Source organism: Kitasatospora sp. NPDC001119 (assembly GCF_053598475.1).
In genome coordinates this window covers 33,755-51,682 of the sequence record NZ_JBSFKI010000026.1, presented here as the reverse complement: position 1 = coordinate 51,682, position 17,928 = coordinate 33,755, and the positions used below count along the sequence as shown (strand labels likewise).

15 protein-coding genes are annotated in these 17,928 nt (G+C 72.8%); 11 read left to right on the top strand and 4 right to left on the bottom strand.

Annotated features, from left to right (window positions below; translation table 11 throughout):
• The first annotated feature begins 444 nt into the window (after positions 1–444).
• Together ACWDD9_RS29005 and ACWDD9_RS29000 are read left to right on the top strand one after the other, a co-directional pair.
• On the top strand, positions 445–2,097 hold the full coding sequence (locus ACWDD9_RS29005) for an RNA polymerase sigma factor (protein WP_380741608.1): 1,653 nt from the start codon (positions 445–447) through the stop codon (positions 2,095–2,097).
• Positions 2,098–2,399: 302 nt separating this feature from the next.
• Positions 2,400–3,200, top strand: a complete 801-nt coding sequence (locus ACWDD9_RS29000; protein WP_049650795.1) for a S1 family peptidase — start codon at positions 2,400–2,402, stop codon at positions 3,198–3,200.
• A 311-nt stretch (positions 3,201–3,511) separates the two neighbouring features.
• Here the strand turns inward: ACWDD9_RS29000 and ACWDD9_RS28995 are convergent, their stop codons facing one another.
• Entirely contained in the window at positions 3,512–3,745 is a 234-nt protein-coding gene (locus tag ACWDD9_RS28995) for a DUF7455 domain-containing protein (protein WP_049650788.1), read from the bottom strand.
• A 538-nt stretch (positions 3,746–4,283) separates the two neighbouring features.
• Between ACWDD9_RS28995 and ACWDD9_RS28990 the strand changes: the two genes are divergently transcribed.
• The 6 genes from ACWDD9_RS28990 (at position 4,284) to ACWDD9_RS28965 (ending at position 11,480) form a co-directional block, all read left to right on the top strand.
• Positions 4,284–6,395 (top strand): DNA gyrase/topoisomerase IV subunit B, encoded by a 2,112-nt coding sequence (locus ACWDD9_RS28990; protein ID WP_049650787.1) that lies wholly within the window; start codon positions 4,284–4,286, stop codon positions 6,393–6,395.
• A gap of 156 nt (positions 6,396–6,551) precedes the next feature.
• Positions 6,552–7,037 carry a DUF1453 domain-containing protein gene (locus ACWDD9_RS28985; RefSeq protein WP_449813185.1) on the top strand — a complete coding sequence of 162 codons (486 nt, stop codon included), beginning with the start codon at positions 6,552–6,554 and terminating at the stop codon, positions 7,035–7,037.
• A gap of 30 nt (positions 7,038–7,067) precedes the next feature.
• The gene (locus ACWDD9_RS28980; RefSeq protein ID WP_449813184.1) at positions 7,068–8,243 is read left to right on the top strand and encodes a sensor histidine kinase; all 1,176 of its coding nucleotides are present in this window, start codon (positions 7,068–7,070) and stop codon (positions 8,241–8,243) included.
• Positions 8,240–8,932, top strand: coding sequence for a response regulator (locus ACWDD9_RS28975; protein ID WP_049650785.1), 693 nt, complete (start codon positions 8,240–8,242; stop codon positions 8,930–8,932). The genes ACWDD9_RS28980 and ACWDD9_RS28975 overlap by 4 nt, the downstream gene beginning before the upstream one ends.
• Before the next feature lie 320 nt (positions 8,933–9,252).
• Complete coding sequence (locus tag ACWDD9_RS28970) at positions 9,253–9,702, top strand: DUF485 domain-containing protein (RefSeq protein WP_181970691.1); 450 nt, start codon at positions 9,253–9,255, stop codon at positions 9,700–9,702.
• The gene (locus ACWDD9_RS28965) at positions 9,699–11,480 is read left to right on the top strand and encodes a solute symporter family protein (protein WP_234348313.1); all 1,782 of its coding nucleotides are present in this window, start codon (positions 9,699–9,701) and stop codon (positions 11,478–11,480) included. The genes ACWDD9_RS28970 and ACWDD9_RS28965 overlap by 4 nt, the downstream gene beginning before the upstream one ends.
• Positions 11,481–11,575: 95 nt before the next feature.
• Here the strand turns inward: ACWDD9_RS28965 and ACWDD9_RS28960 are convergent, their stop codons facing one another.
• Together ACWDD9_RS28960 and ACWDD9_RS28955 are read right to left on the bottom strand one after the other, a co-directional pair.
• On the bottom strand, positions 11,576–12,262 hold the full coding sequence (locus tag ACWDD9_RS28960; protein ID WP_049650784.1) for a response regulator: 687 nt from the start codon (positions 12,260–12,262) through the stop codon (positions 11,576–11,578).
• On the bottom strand, positions 12,262–13,857 hold the full coding sequence (locus ACWDD9_RS28955; protein ID WP_117489753.1) for a sensor histidine kinase: 1,596 nt from the start codon (positions 13,855–13,857) through the stop codon (positions 12,262–12,264). The genes ACWDD9_RS28960 and ACWDD9_RS28955 overlap by 1 nt, the downstream gene beginning before the upstream one ends.
• 275 nt (positions 13,858–14,132) lie before the next feature.
• Here ACWDD9_RS28955 and ACWDD9_RS28950 point away from each other — a divergent pair, with 275 nt between their 5' ends.
• From ACWDD9_RS28950 to ACWDD9_RS28940, 3 genes are read left to right on the top strand one after another with little or no spacing between them, the layout of a single operon-like run.
• A complete protein-coding gene (locus ACWDD9_RS28950; protein WP_049650781.1) occupies positions 14,133–14,942 on the top strand; it encodes an ABC transporter ATP-binding protein in 810 nt (269 codons plus the stop codon).
• Positions 14,932–15,849, top strand: a complete 918-nt coding sequence (locus ACWDD9_RS28945; RefSeq protein WP_375876178.1) for an ABC transporter permease — start codon at positions 14,932–14,934, stop codon at positions 15,847–15,849. Before ACWDD9_RS28950 ends, ACWDD9_RS28945 begins: the two co-directional genes overlap by 11 nt.
• 35 nt (positions 15,850–15,884) lie before the next feature.
• Positions 15,885–16,946, top strand: coding sequence for an ABC transporter substrate-binding protein (locus tag ACWDD9_RS28940; RefSeq protein WP_074005667.1), 1,062 nt, complete (start codon positions 15,885–15,887; stop codon positions 16,944–16,946).
• 57 nt (positions 16,947–17,003) lie between these two features.
• On the opposite strand, the gene ACWDD9_RS28935 is transcribed toward ACWDD9_RS28940, so the two are convergent.
• Positions 17,004–17,906 carry a sucrase ferredoxin gene (locus ACWDD9_RS28935; protein ID WP_117489758.1) on the bottom strand — a complete coding sequence of 301 codons (903 nt, stop codon included), beginning with the start codon at positions 17,904–17,906 and terminating at the stop codon, positions 17,004–17,006.
• Positions 17,907–17,928 lie beyond the last annotated feature (22 nt).

Sequence of the window (17,928 nt, the reverse complement as noted above, 5' to 3'; positions counted from 1 at the left end):
GGGAAGCCGGGGGAAGCCGGAGCCGGGAGAGCCGGGGAGAAGCCGGGCCTGCCGGTCGCGCCCGGGAGGGGTTACCGGGCCCGGGAAGGCGGCCCGGCGAAAGGCGAGTCCATTTCACAGCTTGTCCATGACAACAGTTCACCCCGCGAGTGCGCGATGATGGAAGCGGCCCCGGGTTGCGGGCGCCGGGTCGGTGTGACCCGCGACACGAAGGCCATGCGTAACACTTGACGAGTAGCAGCGATGTGTCCTGAGCGGAAGCAGCTCCGGAATACTCCAACATGTCAGAATGCTGTGTTGGTCCGCGGCGCTGCTGCCGTCCTGCAAACCCAGTCCTCAAGCCCGAGTCGGTCGGAATCGACACCGCGCGTCCGACGCGCGATCTCCTTCCCCGCCCGCTCGGGCGGCCGGTACGGGTTCGAGATCCACTCATCGTCCGAGAGGTTGTTCGTGTCGGCCAGCACATCCCGTTCGCTTCCCCCCGAGATCGCCGAGTCCGCGGCTCTGCTGGCGCTCATCGAGCGGGGCAAGGCCCAGGGGCAGATCGCCGGTGACGACGTGCGCCAGGCGTTCGAGGCGGACCAGATCCCGGTCACCAAGTGGAAGAACGTCATGCGCAGCCTCAACCAGGTGCTGATTGAGGAGGGGGTGGACCTCATGGTCAGCGCGGCCGAACCGGCCGGCGCCAAGCGCAAGAGCGTTGCTGCCAAGAGCCCCACCAAGCGCACCGCCACCAAGGCTGTCACCACCCGGACCCCGGCCGCCCCGTCGGCCCCGACCAAGCCGCCCGTGCGGATCGCCCCCGGCGCTCCCGTCGCGGCGCCGGCCGTCGCGGCCGCCACGGCCTCGGCTCCCACCGTCTCCGCCGAGATCACCGCCGAGGGGAGGACCGCGGTCGGCTCCGAGCTGAAGGCGGCTCCCGCGAAGAAGGCCGCGCCGGCCAAGAAGGCCGCGGCGAAGAAGACCGCCGCGCCGGCCAAGAAGACCGCTGCCAAGAAGACCGCCGCCGGCAAGACCGCCAAGGGCGACGAGGAGCTGCTCGGCGAGGAGGAGCTGCTCGAGGACGTCGCGCTGCCCGGCGACAAGACCGAGGCCGAGGGCACCGCTCCGGAGGAGGAGTCGGAGGGCTTCGTCCTCTCCGACGACGACGAGGACGACGCGCCGGCCCAGCAGGTCGCCGTCGCCGGTGCCACCGCCGACCCGGTCAAGGACTACCTGAAGCAGATCGGCAAGGTCCCGCTGCTCAACGCCGAGCAGGAGGTCGAGCTCGCCAAGCGCATCGAGGCCGGCCTGTTCGCCGAGGACAAGCTCTCGGCCGCCGACAAGCTCGCCCCGAAGCTCAAGCGCGAGCTGGAGATCATCGCCGAGGACGGCCGCCGGGCCAAGAACCACCTGCTGGAGGCCAACCTCCGCCTCGTGGTCTCGCTGGCCAAGCGCTACACCGGTCGCGGCATGCTCTTCCTGGACCTGATCCAGGAGGGCAACCTCGGTCTGATCCGTGCGGTCGAGAAGTTCGACTACACCAAGGGCTACAAGTTCTCGACCTACGCCACCTGGTGGATCCGCCAGGCGATCACCCGCGCCATGGCCGACCAGGCCCGCACCATCCGCATCCCGGTGCACATGGTCGAGGTCATCAACAAGCTGGCCCGCGTCCAGCGCCAGATGCTCCAGGACCTGGGCCGCGAGCCCACCCCGGAGGAGCTGGCCAAGGAACTCGACATGACCCCCGAGAAGGTCATCGAGGTCCAGAAGTACGGCCGTGAGCCGATCTCGCTGCACACCCCGCTGGGCGAGGACGGCGACAGCGAGTTCGGTGACCTGATCGAGGACTCCGAGGCGGTCGTCCCGGCCGACGCGGTCTCCTTCACCCTGCTCCAGGAGCAGCTGCACTCGGTGCTGGACACCCTGTCCGAGCGCGAGGCGGGCGTGGTCTCGATGCGCTTCGGCCTGACCGACGGCCAGCCGAAGACGCTGGACGAGATCGGCAAGGTGTACGGGGTCACCCGTGAGCGCATCCGCCAGATCGAGTCGAAGACCATGTCGAAGCTGCGCCACCCGTCGCGCTCCCAGGTGCTGCGCGACTACCTGGACTGATTCGACGGCAGTCGTTCCACGCGAAGGCCCGGAGCCGCACGGCTCCGGGCCTTCGCGGCTGTCCGGGCCCGGGCGCGTCAGCGTACGGGTGGTGGTTGTCCCTCGTCCGGGTGGCGGCGCGGCGGGAAGCGGTCGCACCGTGTAGCCGGTCACCTACGCTGTGCCGGTTGCCCGCTTCCGAGCCTCCTGGAGTCACGGTGCCGACCGAGCCGGACCGCACAGACCTGCCGACGCCCGCCCTGTTCCCGGCGGACCCCGCCGACCCGGCCGCCGACCGGGCGGGCCACCGCCGCAGGGCCGCCGTGCTGGCGCTGCTCGCCGCCGTTCCCGTCCCGCTGGTCGCCCTCGGCACCGCGGCGCCGGCCGAGGCGCAGCGCCGGGTGGTCGGCGGCAGCGCGGTGAGCACCGCGGACCACCCGTGGATCGTGGCGCTGTCCAGCCGCCAGCAGTTCGGCAGCGGCCGTTCCGGCCAGTTCTGCGGGGGTGCGCTGGTCACCCCGACCAAGGTGGTGACGGCCGCGCACTGCTTCTACGACGAGGCCAGGGGTCGGGTGGACCGGCCGGGCCTGAAGGTGATCGTCGGCCGGGACGACATGCGCGGCACGTCCGGCCGGGAGGTGGCGGTGCGGTCGGTCTGGATCCACCCCGACTACTCCTTCGCCGCCAACATGAACGACGTCGCGGTGCTCACCCTCGCCGAGTCCCAGGGCGCCCTGCCGGTGGTCGAGCTGGTCGGCCAGGGCGAGACCGAACCGTACGCGGCCGGGACCACGACCCAGGTGTACGGCTGGGGTGACACCACGGGGCGGGGCGACTACTCGCCCGTGCTGCGCGGGGTGTCCGTGCCGGTCGTGCCGGACCAGGTCTGTGCGCAGGCCTATCCGGGCGGGCAGGACGGGAGGTTCGACGCCCGGGGCATGGTCTGCGCGGGCGAGGAGAGGGGCGGCAAGGATGCCTGCCAGGGCGACAGCGGCGGCCCGATGATCGTCGACGGCCGGCTGGTGGGCCTGGTCTCCTGGGGGACGGGCTGTGCCGAGGCGGCCCACCCGGGCGTCTACACCAGGGTGTCCTCGGTCGCGGACGCAGTGCGCTCGGTGCTGTGACCACCCGCGACCACTCGCAACCACCGGTGAACGCCCGCGAACGCCGGTGGCAGCCGCGAACGAGGCGCCTCCGGTGCCGCGGTCGTCGCGGCGGGTGAGCGGTCGGTCACGTGCCGGCACCGGGTTCTGACGCCGCGTCGGACGCTGTGGGGGTCACGGCTCGGGGCAACGGCCGGGCCCGGGAGGGCGGCCCGGGGTACAGCAGAGCCGGGCGACCGGCCCCCGAAGGGGTCCGTCGCCCGGCTCACCGGTCGCGCGTGGTGCGCGACCGGACACAGCTCGAGGCCGGCTGCTGTTGGTGGCGCCCTGTATCAGCGCTCGTCGTCGGTGGCCGTCACGGTGGTCGCGGTGGTGAGACGGCCGCTCTCGTCCTGTATCTCCACGGCGATCTTCTTGAGCTCGGGCTCGAACTTCCGGCCGTGGTGGGCGCAGAAGAGCAGCTCTCCGCCGCTGGCGAGTACGACGCGCAGGTAGGCCTGGGCGCCGCAGCGGTCGCAGCGGTCAGCCGCGGTGAGCGGGCTCGCAGGGGTCAGAACAGTAGTCACGTCGCCTCTTCTCTAGCTCGACGAGCTGTCGTACCAGGGTCAACATCCAACCAGGCCGAAAACGTTCCCGCTCGTGGCTTTTCTTCTCTGAGGATTCTGCTGTGTTGATGAGGACGTGCCCCGGGCGCCGGTGGTTCATGCGTGCCGGATTCCGGGATCCGCCCTTCGCTCGAACGCCCGATCGGGATCGGGTGCGAGGTCCGCGTAGCATAATCCTCTGCCGGGTTGGAGCATAAGCCCCGTCCCGGGCCCCGGTAGCCTGCATAACGGCAGTTCCGGAGCCTGCGCCGGGCCCCACGATCCGCCAGGACCGGTGGTACCGGGAGGAGATGGCGCCCCCGGGGCCCACACCCGGGTGCGGTGCTTGTTCGCGCAGCGCGTACAAGCTGCGCGGGGCCGGTCCGTCGTGCTGTGCACCCGGCGCACGGGTTCGGGCACGCAGGGCGACGGGTGTCGGTGCGGCGTGCTGCACTGGCGTTTGGTCCGGATGCGTCCGGATGTGACCGATGAGACAGATCTTCACCGAGGAGAGTGCCGCGTGAGTGCCGAAACGACCGTGCCGTCCGCGCTGCTGGCCGGCGACGACGGTTCCAACTACACCGCGCGGCACCTGCTCGTCCTGGAGGGCCTGGAGGCGGTCCGCAAGCGCCCCGGCATGTACATCGGCTCGACCGACAGCCGCGGTCTGATGCACTGCCTCTGGGAGATCATCGACAACTCCGTCGACGAGGCGCTCGGCGGCTACTGCGACCGCATCGACGTCGTGCTGCACCCCGACTCCTCGGTCGAGGTCCGGGACAACGGGCGCGGCATCCCGGTCGACGTCGAGCCCAAGACCGGGCTGTCCGGCGTCGAGGTCGTGATGACCAAGCTGCACGCCGGCGGCAAGTTCGGCGGCGGCTCCTACGCGGCCTCCGGCGGTCTGCACGGCGTCGGCGCCTCGGTCGTCAACGCGCTCTCCGCCCGCCTCGACGTCGAGGTCGACCGCAGTGGGCACACCCACGCGATCAGCTTCCGCCGCGGCACCCCCGGCATCTTCACCGAGACCAGCCCGGACGCGCCCTTCGAGGCCGGCAACGGCCTGACCAGGACCCGCAAGGTGCCGAAGACCCGCACCGGCACCCGGATCCGCTACTGGGCCGACCGGCAGATCTTCCTCAAGGACGCCAAGCTCTCCCTGGAGACGCTGCACAGCCGCGCCCGGCAGACCGCCTTCCTGGTCCCCGGCCTGACCATCGTGGTGCGTGACGAGCGGCTCACCGAGAGCGAGCAGATCGACGAGACGGTCTTCCGCTACGACGGCGGCATCGCCGAGTTCTGCGAGTTCCTGGCCCCCGACAAGCCGGTCTGCGACGTGCTGCGGCTGCGCGGCGAGGGCACCTTCAAGGAGACCGTGCCGGTCCTGGACGACCTCGGCCACATGACCCCCACCGAGGTCACCCGCCACCTCGGCGTGGACATCGCGCTGCGCTGGGGCGCCGGCTACGACACCACCCTGCGCTCCTTCGTCAACATCATCGCCACCCCCAAGGGCGGCACCCACATCACCGGCTTCGAGCGCTCGCTGGCCAAGACGGTCAACGAGGCGCTGCGCGCGAGCAAGCTGCTGCGCGTCGCCGAGGACGACATCACCAAGGACGACGCCACCGAGGGCCTCACCGCCGTCGTCACCGTCCGGCTCGCCGAGCCGCAGTTCGAGGGCCAGACCAAGGAGGTGCTCGGCACCTCGGCGGCCAACCGGATCGTCGCCGCCGTCGTCGCCAAGGAGCTCAAGGCCTTCCTCACCTCGGCCAAGAAGGACCAGAAGCTCCAGGCCCGGGCCGTGCTGGACAAGGTCGTCGCGGCCGCCCGCACCCGGGTCGCCGCCCGGCAGCACAAGGAGGCCCAGCGCCGCAAGACCGCGCTGGAGACCAGCTCGCTGCCCGCCAAGCTGGCCGACTGCCGCAGCGACGACGTCGACCGCAGCGAACTGTTCATCGTCGAGGGGGACTCCGCGCTCGGCACCGCCAAGCTCGCCCGCAACTCCGAGTTCCAGGCGCTGCTGCCGATCCGCGGCAAGATCCTCAACGTGCAGAAGGCGTCCGTGAGCGACATGCTCAAGAACGCCGAGTGCGCCGCGATCATCCAGGTGATAGGGGCCGGCTCCGGCCGCACCTTCGACATCGACCAGGCCCGCTACGGCCGGGTCATCTTCATGGCCGACGCCGACGTCGACGGCTCGCACATCCGCACCCTGCTGCTCACCCTGTTCCACCGCTACATGCGGCCGATGGTCGAGCAGGGCCGGGTCTTCGCCGCCGTGCCGCCGCTGCACCGGATCGAGCTCACCAGTCCCAAGCGCGGCCAGGAGAAGTACCACTACACCTACTCCGACGCCGAACTGCGCTCCACGCTGCTGGAGTTCCAGCGCAAGAACCAGCGCTGGAAGGAGCCGGTGCAGCGCTACAAGGGCCTCGGCGAGATGGACGCCGACCAGCTGGCCGAGACCACCATGGACCCGCGCCACCGCACGCTGCGCCGGATCAACCTGGGCGACCTGGAGCAGGCCGAGCGGATCTTCGACCTGCTGATGGGCAACGACGTCGCCCCGCGCAAGGAGTTCATCGTGGACTCGGCGGCCACCCTGGACCGCTCCCGCATCGACGCCTGATTCCCGGCCGTACGCGAGGGCCCTCCACCCACGGGTGGAGGGCCCTCGAGCCGCCGGTTCCACCCGTGCTCCACCCCGGCTCCGATCAGCGGGAAGCGCCGGATCCGTAGCGTCGGAGAGGTCAGCAAGAAGCCTCTCCTCGGGACGGAGAATCCGATGAGTTCCATCGCCAACATCCTCGTGGTCATCGCGGTGGTGGTCCTGGTGGTCCGGCGCCAGATGCGCGTCCAGCGGCTGGACACCGAGCGCCGGTTCTGGCTGCTGCCGCTGGTCCTGGGCGCGCTCGCGCTGCGCGACCCGCAGCTCGTCGACCACCAGCACACCGCGGTCTCCGCCACGCTGCTGGTCGCCGGCCTCGTCGCCGTGCTCGCGATGGGCACGGTCTGGGGCTGGACCGTACGGATCTGGCGGGCCCCCGACGGCGGCGTCCTGGTCAAGGGCACCAAGGCCACCGTGGCCGCCTGGTGCGGGATGATCGCCATCCGGATCGGCCTGTACGCGGTCGGCTCGGCCCTGCACGTCCACCAGGCGGGCAGCACGCTGCTGCTGGGCATGGCGGTCCTGCTGCTGGTCCGCTCCGTCGTGGTGAACTGGAGGGCCCGCACGCTGGAGCCCGCGCGGACCGCCGCCGGACTGCGCTGACCCGCCGCCGTGAGCATCGAGGAGGCCCCCGTGGCCGGGTGGTACTGGACCCGCTGGCCGTCCCGGGAAGGGATCGGCCGCGAGGACGAGAGCCGGCCGCGGCGGGTCCTCACCGTGTTCGGCCGGACCGTCCTGGTGGTCGTCGTCGGCTGGGGGACCTTCTCCGGCGGCCGGTACGCCGGCTGGGCCGCGGCCGCCGCGGCGGCCGGGCTGGCCGCGGCCTTCGCCCTCAGCGCGGGGTACCTGCGGGTCACCCGGGAGCAGCGCCCGGCGGCCTCGTACCTGCTGGCCGCAGGCCTGGTCGGCGCGGGCTGGCTCGCCAACCAGGGGCTGGCCTACACGCTGGCCGACTTCCTCTGGATCGGGCTGGCCGTGACGGCCCTGATCCGGTTGCCGCCCGCGCCCGCGCTGTGCGCCGCGGCGGTCGCGCTGGGCTCGTACACGGCGGCCTCCCCGGCGAGCTGGCTCAGCATCGCCGCCACCATCGGAGGGTCCGTCCTGGTCGGCTTCCTGCTGCGGCTGGACATCGAGGCGCGCGGCACCGCCCGCCTGCTGCTCGCCCAGGAGCGGGCCGCCCGGGCCGCCGAGGCGGAGAGCGCGGCGCTCGCCGAACGGGCCAGGATCGCCCGGGAGATCCACGACGTGCTCGCCCACAGCCTCTCCGCGCAGCTCGTCCACCTGGAGGCGGCCCGGCTGATGCTGGACGCCGGGACGGACCGCGAGCAGGTCCGCGAACGGGTCGTCGCCGCCCGGCGGATGGCGCAGGACGGGCTGGCCGAGACCCGGCAGGCGCTGTCCGCGCTGCGCGGGGAGTTCACCCCGGTCGGGGAGTTCCTGGTGGAGCTGACCGGACGGGAGCGGGCCGCCCTCACCGTCACCGGCACGCCCCGGCCGCTCGCCGCCGAGGCCGCCCTCGCGGTGCGGCGCACCGCGCAGGAGGCGGTGACCAACGTCCGCAAGCACGCGTCCGGCGCCCGCTGCGCCGTCGAACTGCGCTACCTGGACGGCGTGGTGGAGCTGGAGGTGCGCAACACCCGGCCGCCGCGCGGCCCGTCCGCGGCCGAGCCGGCGTCGGGGGAGCTGGCGGCCAGCGGCAGCGGGTACGGTCTGCTGGGGATGCGCGAACGCGCGGAACTGCTCGGCGGCACGCTGCTGGCGGGCCCGGAGGACGGAGGGTGGCGCGTGCTGCTGCGGGTGCCGGCATGACGGAACCGGCGATCAGGGTGCTGGTCGCGGACGACCAGACGGTGGTGCGCGAGGGCATCGTGATGCTGCTGGGGCTGCTGCCCGGTATCGAGGTGGTCGGTGCGGCGGGTGACGGGGAGGAGGCCGTCGCCCTGGTGGAGCGTCATCACCCGGACGTGGTGCTGATGGATCTGCGGATGCCGCGCTGCGACGGCGTCGAGGCGACGAGGCGGATCCGCACGGCGCACCCGGAGACCGAGGTGGTGGTGCTCACCACCTACGCCGACGACGAATCGCTGTTCCCGGCGCTCCAGGCCGGGGCGCGCGGCTACCTCACCAAGGACGCCGGCGGCGAGGAGATCGCCCGGGCCATCGCGGACGTCCGCTCGGGCGCCGCCGGGCTCTCCCCGCAGATCCAACTCCGGTTGCTGGAAAGGCTTTCGGAGCAGCCCGGCGGCTCCGGACCGGCCGCCGGGCCGCCGGTCGGCCGGCCGGGGGAGCTGCCCGACGGGCTGACCGTCCGGGAGGCCGAGGTGCTGGCGCTGATCGCCCAGGGGCTGTCCAACGCGGAGATCGCCCAACGGCTGTTCGTCAGCCAGGCCACCGTGAAGACCCACATCAACAATCTGTTCGCCAAGACCGCGGTACGGGACCGGGCTCAGGCGGTCGCCTACGCCTTCCGACACGGAATCACCGGGACGCAGCAGTAGTCCGATGAGTGTCTGTCGGATGATCGATCACCTCATCGAGTGAACGTATCTGCGATGGTCAGAGGCGTTGTCCTAGGGCCGCCATCATGGTTCGGGTCAGAACATCCGGCCGTCCAGGAGCATCAGTGCCACAGCAGCAGACGAGCAGCCCCGGCCAGGGGCAGCGATTCGACTGGTGGGCCGCTCCGGCCGCCGGCACCCCCGTTGAGCCCGCCGAGCCATCGGCTGCGCACCGCCGGTCGGCGGTACCGGCGCAGTCGGGCCCCATCCGTACGGAGCACACCCGTCCGGACCGGTCGGCAGAGGCAGTCGGCGAGCCTGTGGCCGTCGGCGCACCGATCCACGGGCCCGCCGTCGAGCCGTTCGCCCAGAGCACCCCCGTCGACCAAGCGGCCCCGGCCGCACCGCACGCACCCCTCGGGTCCCTCGCGCCACGGGACGAGGAACCGGTCGCCGACCGGACCGAGGTCTACCGGGAGGTCCAGGCCAGCGCGGCCTTCCGGCAGATCCGCCGCAGCTACCGGACCTTCGTCTTCCCCATCACCGGAGGCTTCCTCGCCTGGTACCTGCTGTACGTCGCCGCCCAGGCCGGTGCCCCCGACCTGATGCGCCGCGCGGTGGCCGGCCCGCTCAACGTGGCCTGGCTGCTGGGACTTCTGCAGTTCGCCTCGACCTTCCTGCTCGCCTGGCTCTACGCCCGCAACGCCCGGACCAAGCGCGACCGCGCCGCCCTGGGCCTGCGCTGGGACACCCAGGACCAGCTGCGATGACGACCCTGATGGCCACCGTGCCCACCGACGCGGCCGTGGCCGCCGTGAGGACCGCCGCGCGGACCGTGGTGTCGACCGCCACCCCGCCCCCGGTCGCCCCCACCGGCGACCACCACTCGCTCGCCATCGCGCTGTTCGCCGTCGTCGTCCTGGTCACCCTGGGGGTCACCCTCTGGGTCGGCCGCCAGGGCAACGCCGCCGAGGACTTCTTCGCCGGCGGCCGCGACTTCACCCCGCTGCAGAACGGCTTCGCGCTCTCCGGCGACTACCTGTCCGCGGCCTCCTTCCTGGGCGTCGCCGGGCTGATCGCGCTCTACGGCTACGACGGCGTGCTCTACAGCATCGGCTTCCTGGTCGCCTGGCTGGTCGTGCTGATGCTGGTCGCCGAACTCGTCCGCAACGCCGGCCGGTACACCCTCGCCGACGTGCTCGCGCTGCGGCTGCGCCGCCGCAAGGTGCGCGCCGCGGCCGGCGGCGCCAGCGTCGTGGTCACCCTGCTCTACCTGGTGGCCCAGATGGTCGGCGCCGGTTCGCTGGTCGCCCTGCTGCTCGGCACCGGCAGCCCGCACGCCCGCACCTGGACCATCATCGCGGTCGGCGCCCTGATGATCGTCTACGTCACCATCGGCGGGATGCGGGCCACCACCTGGATCCAGATCATCAAGGCCTTCCTGCTGACCGGCGGTTCGGTGCTGCTGACGGTGCTGCTGGTGGTCCGCTTCCACGGGGACCTCGGCGAGCTGATGCGCCAGGCCGCCGACCACAGCGGTGCCGGGCACCGCTACCTGGAGCCCGGGCTCAAGTACGGCGGCAGCCTCACCAGCCGGCTGGACTTCGTCAGCCTCGGCCTCGCCCTGGTGCTCGGCACCGCGGGCCTGCCGCACATCCTGTCCCGCTTCTACACCGTGCCCACCGCGCGGGCCGCCCGCCGCTCCACGATGTGGGCGATCGGCCTGGTCGGCAGCTTCTACCTGATGGCCATCGTGCTCGGCCTCGGCGCCACCGCGCTGATCGGCTCGGCCGAGGTGCGGCACGCCAACTCGGCCGGGAACACCGCCGTTCCGCTGCTCGCCCTGGTGCTCGGCGGCGGCAACGGCAGCACCGGCGGGGTGGTGCTGTTCGCCCTGATCTCGGCGATCGCCTTCGCCACCATCCTCGCCGTGGTCGCCGGGCTCACCCTGGCCTCCTCGGCGGCCTTCGCCCACGACGTCTGGGCCGGCGCCTGGCGCGCCCGGCCCGCCCGCGAGCAGGCGAAGAACGGTCGCGGCCGCCGTCGTCGGGGCGAGACCGTCCCGGCCTCCCGGTCGGAGGAGTCGGTGTCCGGGATCAGCGAGCAGCAGGAGGTGGTGGTCGCCCGGTTCGCCGCCGCCGGGATCGGTGCGACGGCGATCGTGATCAGCCTCTTCGCCCAGCAGCTGAACGTCGCCTTCCTGGTCGGCCTGGCCTTCGCCGTCGCCGCTTCCTCGAACCTGCCGGTGCTGCTGTACAGCCTGTTCTGGTCGCGGTTCACCGCACGCGGCGCGGTCTGGGCGGTGTACGGCGGGCTGGTCCCGGCGATCGTGCTGGTGTTCTTCTCGCCGGTGGTGTCCGGCTCCCACGAGGCGCTCTTCCCCGGCCTCGACTTCCACTGGTTCCCGCTGGAGAACCCGGGCCTCGTCTCCATCCCGCTCGGCTTCCTCGCCGGGTGGCTCGGGACGGTCACCTCGTCCGAGCCCGCCGACCCGGACCGGTTCGCCGAGCTGGAGGTACGTGCTCTCACCGGTGCGGGCGCGGCCTGAGCCGTCGCGCCCGGGGAACCCCGGCGGGCCTGGGGCCGCCGGGGTTCCCCCCTGTCCGGGCCCGGTCCGGCGGTCATCGGCCCCGACCGGAGCGGCTACGCCCGGGCCGCCAGGCCGTAACGGTGCTCCGGGCGGCCGGTGTCGCCGTACCGCAGGGTCAGCCGCAGCCGGCTGTCCCGTTCCAGCTGCTTGAGGTAGCGCTGCGCGGTGGAGCGGCTCAGCCCGGTGGCGTCGGCGACCTCCTGGGCGGAGAGCGGCCGGCCGGCCCGGCGCAGGACGCCCATCACCAGGTCGGTGGTGGGCGCCGAGTGGCCCTTGGGGAGCGGCCCGGCCGGGGCGGCGGCGCTGCGCAGGGTCGCGAACAGCCGGTCCACCTCGTCCTGGCCGGCCTCCCGGGCAGGGGCGGCGAGCGCGTGCCGCAGCTGGGCGTACGCCACCAGCTTCTCCCGCAGCCCGGCGAAGGTGAACGGCTTGACCAGGTACTGGAGCGCGCCGTGCTGCATCGCGGCGTGCACCGTCGACACGTCCCGGGCGGCCGTCACCATCATCACGTCGCAGGCCACCTGGCGTTCCCGCAGCCGGCGCACCAGGGCCAGGCCGGTCTCGTCCGGCAGGTGGTGGTCGAGCAGCAGCAGGTCCACCGGTCGGCGCTCCAGGGCGGCCAGTGCCTCCCCGGCCGAGTGCGCGGTGCCGGTCACCCGGAAGCCGGGGACCTTGGCCACGTAGGCGGCGTGCACGTCCGCGACCCGGAAGTCGTCGTCCACCACGAGTACGTCGATCATCACGCCTCCACGAGCTGGGTGGTGAGCAGGGCCTCGGGCAGCTCGACGGTGAACCGGGCGCCGCCGAGCGGCCCGGTGTCGAGCACGATCCGGCCACCGGTCCGTTCGACCAGCCGCCGCACCATCGCCAGCCCCAGCCCGCGCGGACGGTGCGCGGGCGCGTCCTTGCTGCTCCACCCCTCTTCGAAGACCTGCTCGCGCAGCTCCTCCGGCACGCCCGGGCCGCTGTCCGCGACCTGCAGCAGCAGCGTCGGGCCGGCCGCCGCCAGGCTCACCTCCACCCGGCCCCCGCCGCCCGCGGCCAGCGCGTCCACCGCGTTGTCGATCAGGTTGCCGAGGACCGTCACCAGCGCCCGGGCGTCCACCACGGCGTCCGGCAGGTGCGCCGCCGGGGCCAGCGCCAGCCGCACCCCGCGCTCGCCCGCCACCGCGCTCTTGCCCGCCAGCAGCGCCGCCACGTGCGGGTCCTGCACCTGCTCGGCGATCCGCGCCGCGACCACCGCGTGCGAGCCGGACTGCTCCGAGATGAACGCCACCGCCTGCTCGTGACGGCCCAGTTCCAGCAGGCCCAGCAGGGTGTGCATCCGGTTGGCGTGCTCGTGGTCCTGGGCCCGCAGCGCCTCGGTCAGGCTGCGGGTGGTGTCCAGCTCGCGGACCAGCGACTCCAGCTCGGTGCGGTCCCGCAGGGTCACCACGGCGCCGCCCTCGGGCGTGGCCGTCCGGTTGACCACCAGCACCCGGTCGTCCCGGACGGCCGGCAGGTCGGCGCCGGCGATCCGCCCGGCGAGCACGTCCGCCAGCCGGCCCGGCGGCAGCACCGCGCCGATCGGGCGGCCGGCGCAGTCCTCGGGCAGGCCGAGCAGCCGGAACGCCTCGTCGTTGGCCAGCCGGATCCGGCCGTGCTCGTCCAGCGCCACCATGCCCTCGCGGATGCCGTGCAGCATCGCCTCCCGCTCCACCAGCAGCGCGGAGATGTCGGCCAGCGCGATGTTGTGGGTGCGGCGCTTGAGGCGGCGGGCCAGGAGGAGGGTGGCGAGCGTCCCGGCGGCGAGGCCGGCGCCCGCGCACAGCAGGATCCCGGTGAGCATCTTCAGCAGCCGGCGGCGGATCGAGTCGTCGCTGATGCCGACCGAGACCTCGCCGACGATCCGGCCGTCCGCCATCCGCAGCGGCACCTTGCCCCGGGCGGTGCGGCCCAGGGTGCCCTGCTGGATGGCGGTGACGCTGCGGCCGCTGAGGGCGGGCTCCGGGTCGGTGCTGACCCGCTGGCCGATCCGGCCCGGGTCGGTGTGCGAGAGCCGGATGCCGTCCAGGTCGGTGACCACGACGAAGCTGGCGCCGGTGGCCAGCCGGATCTGCTCGGCGTTGCGCTGCGCGGCCACCACGTCGCGGCCGGCGGCGGCCCGGGCGATGTTCTCGTCGGTGGCGGTGGCCTGGGCGATCGACAGCGCCCGCTGCATCGCGTCGTGGTCCAGCTCGCTGCTGACCGGGGCCAGGAACAGTCCGGCGGTCACGGCGGTGACACCGACGGTGACGACGGTCTGGCTCAGCAGCAGCTGGGCGAAGACCCGGCGGGGCCGGCGGGCGAGCTTCATCCGGGCCTCCTCTCGGCGGCTGCGGGGGAATCGGATGTCCGGGAGCGGGGATGGGAGCGGGAGCGGGAGCGGGGTGGGGGCGCCTCCGGTGGGGTGGGTCGGGACACCCTATGTTTCCGCGCTGTTTCTGTCAGCCGCGTCCCCGCAGTTGTAGCGCAAGCAAAACGAGCAGAACACCCCTCTATGCGGAGAAGTCGCACTACGCGAAGAAGGCTCCCGCCGGGGCCGGGCCCGCTCCTACCTTTCCGGGGCAAGCACAGAACCGGGAGGAATGCATGACCGAGACCCCGGCGATCGAGCTGACCGGCGCGACCAAACGCTTCCGCACCCCCTCGGGGGCGTTGCACACCGCCGTCCGCGATCTCGATCTGACCGTCGCCCAGGGCGAGTTCGTCGCCGTCGTCGGCCCCACCGGCTGCGGCAAGTCCACCACGCTGACCCTGGTCAGCGGCCTGGAGGAGCCCACCGAGGGCGAGGTCCGGGTGTACGGCGAGCCCGTGCGCGGGATCGACCCCAAGGTCGGGTTCGTCTTCCAGCAGGACGCCGTCTTCCCCTGGCGCACCGTCCTGTCCAACGTGATGGCCGGCCCGCGCTTCCGCGGCGTGCCCGCCGCCGAGGCCAGGGAACGGGCCCGGGACTGGCTCGGCCGGGTCGGCCTGGCCGCCTTCGAGGACCGCTACCCGCACCAGCTGTCCGGCGGCATGCGCAAGCGCGTCGCGCTCGCCCAGACCTTCGTCAACGACCCGGCGATCCTGCTGATGGACGAGCCGTTCTCGGCCCTGGACGTGCAGACCCGGGCCCTGATGTCGGACCAGCTGCTGGAGCTGTGGGCCGGCACCGGCTCGTCGGTCGTCTTCGTCACCCACGACCTGGACGAGGCCATCGCGCTCGCCGACCGGGTCGTCGTCATGACGGCCGGACCGGCCACCGTCAAGGAGGTCTTCACCGTCGACCTGCCGCGCCCGCGCACCGTGGAGGCCGTCCGGCTGGAGCCGAGGTTCGTCGAGTTGTACCGCGAGATCTGGGCCTCGCTCGGCGAAGAGGTGCGCATCACCCGGGAGAGAGGAGCGGGTCGTGCCGCTTGAGACCGCGTCCGATTCCGTGCCCGAGTCCGTGTCGGGAGCCGCGCCGGGAGCCGCGTCGGCCGGCGCCGGGAAGCCCCCGGCCGTCACGACGAGGACCGAGGCCCGCGAACGGGCCGCCCGCAACCGCCGGTTGGTCGTCTACGGCGCCCGGGTCGCGGTGCTGCTCGCCTTCCTCGGGCTCTGGGAGGTCTGCGCCCGCACCGACGTCATCGACCCGTTCAACTTCTCCCAGCCGTCGAGGATCTGGGACCAGATCTGGCAGTGGGTCACCCACGGCACCGCGCAGGGCTCGCTCGGCGAGCAGATCGGCTACACCCTGTACGAGGCCCTCGCCGGCTGGGTGATCGGCGTCATCGGCGGCGTGCTGCTGGGCATCGCGCTCGGCCGGATCCGCTTCCTGGCCGACGTGTTCGGGCCGTACATCAAGGTGCTCAACGCGATCCCGCGGATCGTGCTCGCGCCGATCTTCCTGATCTGGTTCGGCCTCGGCCCGGCCTCCAAGGTCGCCTCCGCGGTGGTGCTGGTGTTCTTCCCGGTGTTCTTCAACGCCTTCCAGGGCGCCCGCGAGGTCGACCGCAACCTCGTCGCCAACGCCCGCATCCTGGGCGCCGACAACCGCAGGGTCACCCTCCAGGTGGTCATCCCCGCCGCCACCACCTGGATCTTCACCAGCCTGCACGTCAGCTTCGGCTTCGCGCTGATCGGCGCCATCGTCGGCGAGTACATCGGCGCCACCAAGGGCCTCGGCCTGCTCGTCGCGGCCGCCCAGGGCACCTTCAACGCGGCTGGCGTGTACGCGGCCATGACCATCCTCGCCGTCGTCGCGCTGCTCACCGAGGGGCTGCTGACCTTCGCCGAGAAGAAGCTGTTCCGCTGGAAGCCCGCCGACGCGGGCGACGGCCGCTGAACCTCCCCCGCCCGTACGAAGAGAGGCCCCCACCCATGCGCAGAACGGCTGCCGCCGCCCTCGCCGCCCTCCTGCTCCTCCCGCTCTCCGCCTGCGCCAACGACGCCGCCACCGCCGGACACGGCGCGGTCGCCGCCCCCGCCGGGCAGCAGGTCGACGGGCCCAAGGTCAAGATCATGGTCGGTGGCCTGGACAAGGTCATCTACCTGCCCGCGATGCTCACCCAGCGGCTCGGCTACTTCGCCGAGGCCGGCGTCAACGTCGAGCTGATGACCGAACCGGCCGGCGTCAACGCCACCACCGCGCTGCTCGCCGGGGACGTCCAGGGCGCCGTCGGCTTCTACGACCACACCATCGACCTCCAGGCCAAGGGCAAGAAGGTCGAGTCCGTGGTGCAGTTCGCCCAGGCGCCCGGCGAGGTCGAGGTGGTCTCCAGCAAGCAGGCCGACGCGATCAGGTCCGGCGCCGACTTCAAGGGGAAGAAGCTCGGCGTCACCAGCCTCGGCTCCTCGACCGACTTCCTCACCAAGTACCTCGCGGTCAAGAACGGCACCGCCGTCAGCGAGTTCAGCCCGATCGCGGTCGGCGCCGGCCAGACCTTCATCGCCGCGCTCCAGCAGGGCAGCATCGACGCCGGGATGACCACCGACCCGACCGTCGCCGCCGTCCTGGACAAGGGCCTCGGCAAGGTCCTCTACGACATGCGCACCCCCGAGGGCTCGCGCGAGGCGCTCGGCGGGCTCTACCCGTCCTCGTCGCTGTACATGAACACCGACTGGGTGGAGAAGAACAAGGACACCACCCAGAAGCTCGCCAACGCCTTCGTGAAGACCCTCACGTGGATGTCCACCCACAGCCCCGAGGAGATCGCCGCGAAGATGCCCGCCGACTACGCCCAGGGCGGCGCCGAGCAGTACGCGGCGGCGATCAAGGCGACGCTGCCGATGTTCACCACGGACGGCGTGATGCCGGCCGACGGGCCGAAGACGGTGCTCTCGGTGCTCGCCGCGTTCCACCCGGACGTGAAGGGCAAGGAGGGGTCGATCGACCTGGCGAAGACCTACACCACGGAGTTCGTCGCCAAGGCCGCCGGCTGAGCCCCGCCGCCGACAGCGGTCCCGCGCCCACCCCCACGGGCGCGGGGCCGTTGTGCGTCAGACCCCTCGTACGGACAGCACGTCCATCCGCGACGGCGTCCCCGCCGCCTTGCCGCAGCTCTCCGGACGCGCCGGCTCGCTCACCGTCTCGATCACGTCCACCTCCCAGGACCGGCCGTCCCGGTGCAGCACCGTCACCAGCCAGCGGCGCTCACCGTCCGGCCGCTGGACGAGCGTCAACGCGTCCACCCCGGTCTCGCCGGTCGCCAGCCGCACCGCGTGCTCGGCCGCCTGGCCCGGACGCTCCCAGCCCGAACAGCCGCGCGACCACTCCGGCACCGTGTGCCCGGCCGCCGTCGCCGCCAGCACCTCCTTGGCGGTCTCCGGCGTCAGCCGCCCGTACGCGTAGCCGTACGGCAGCACCAGCATCGTGGGGGAGAAGCGGTGCCCGCCCAGGTGGGTGACCTCCCACACCTCGCTGTGCCCGGCCGCCGCCAGCTCCGCCGCGAGCGGACGGCCCAGCAGCGCGCAGCAGCGGTCCCGCCGCCCGTTGGTGCACACCAGGGCCACCGGGCCGCCGACGTGCTCCGCACCGAAGCCGGTGTGGTCCCCGGCGCCCAGCGCCGCGAAGTCCAGGCCCAGCAGCTCCGCCGGATCCGCCACCGCCGCCCGGCGCACCCAGTCGCGGCCCGGCACCGTGTGCGCCACGAGCACCTCGTGGCGCGGGGTCGGCAGGCAGTCGGCGTGCCGCCCGGGCCGCCGGATCAGCGCCACCCGCACGCCCGTCCCGGCCGCGGCCGCCTCCAGCGCCCGCCCCACCGCCGCGTCCAGATGGCTCTCGCCCAGCGCCTTCGCGCCCCACGGCCCGTTCTGCTCCACCAGCAGCCAGGTGCTCGCCACCGCCGCCGTCGCGGCCAGCGGCTCCGAAAGTTCACGCGACACGGTCGCACAAGTGCTCACGCCGGCAAGGCTACCCTCACTC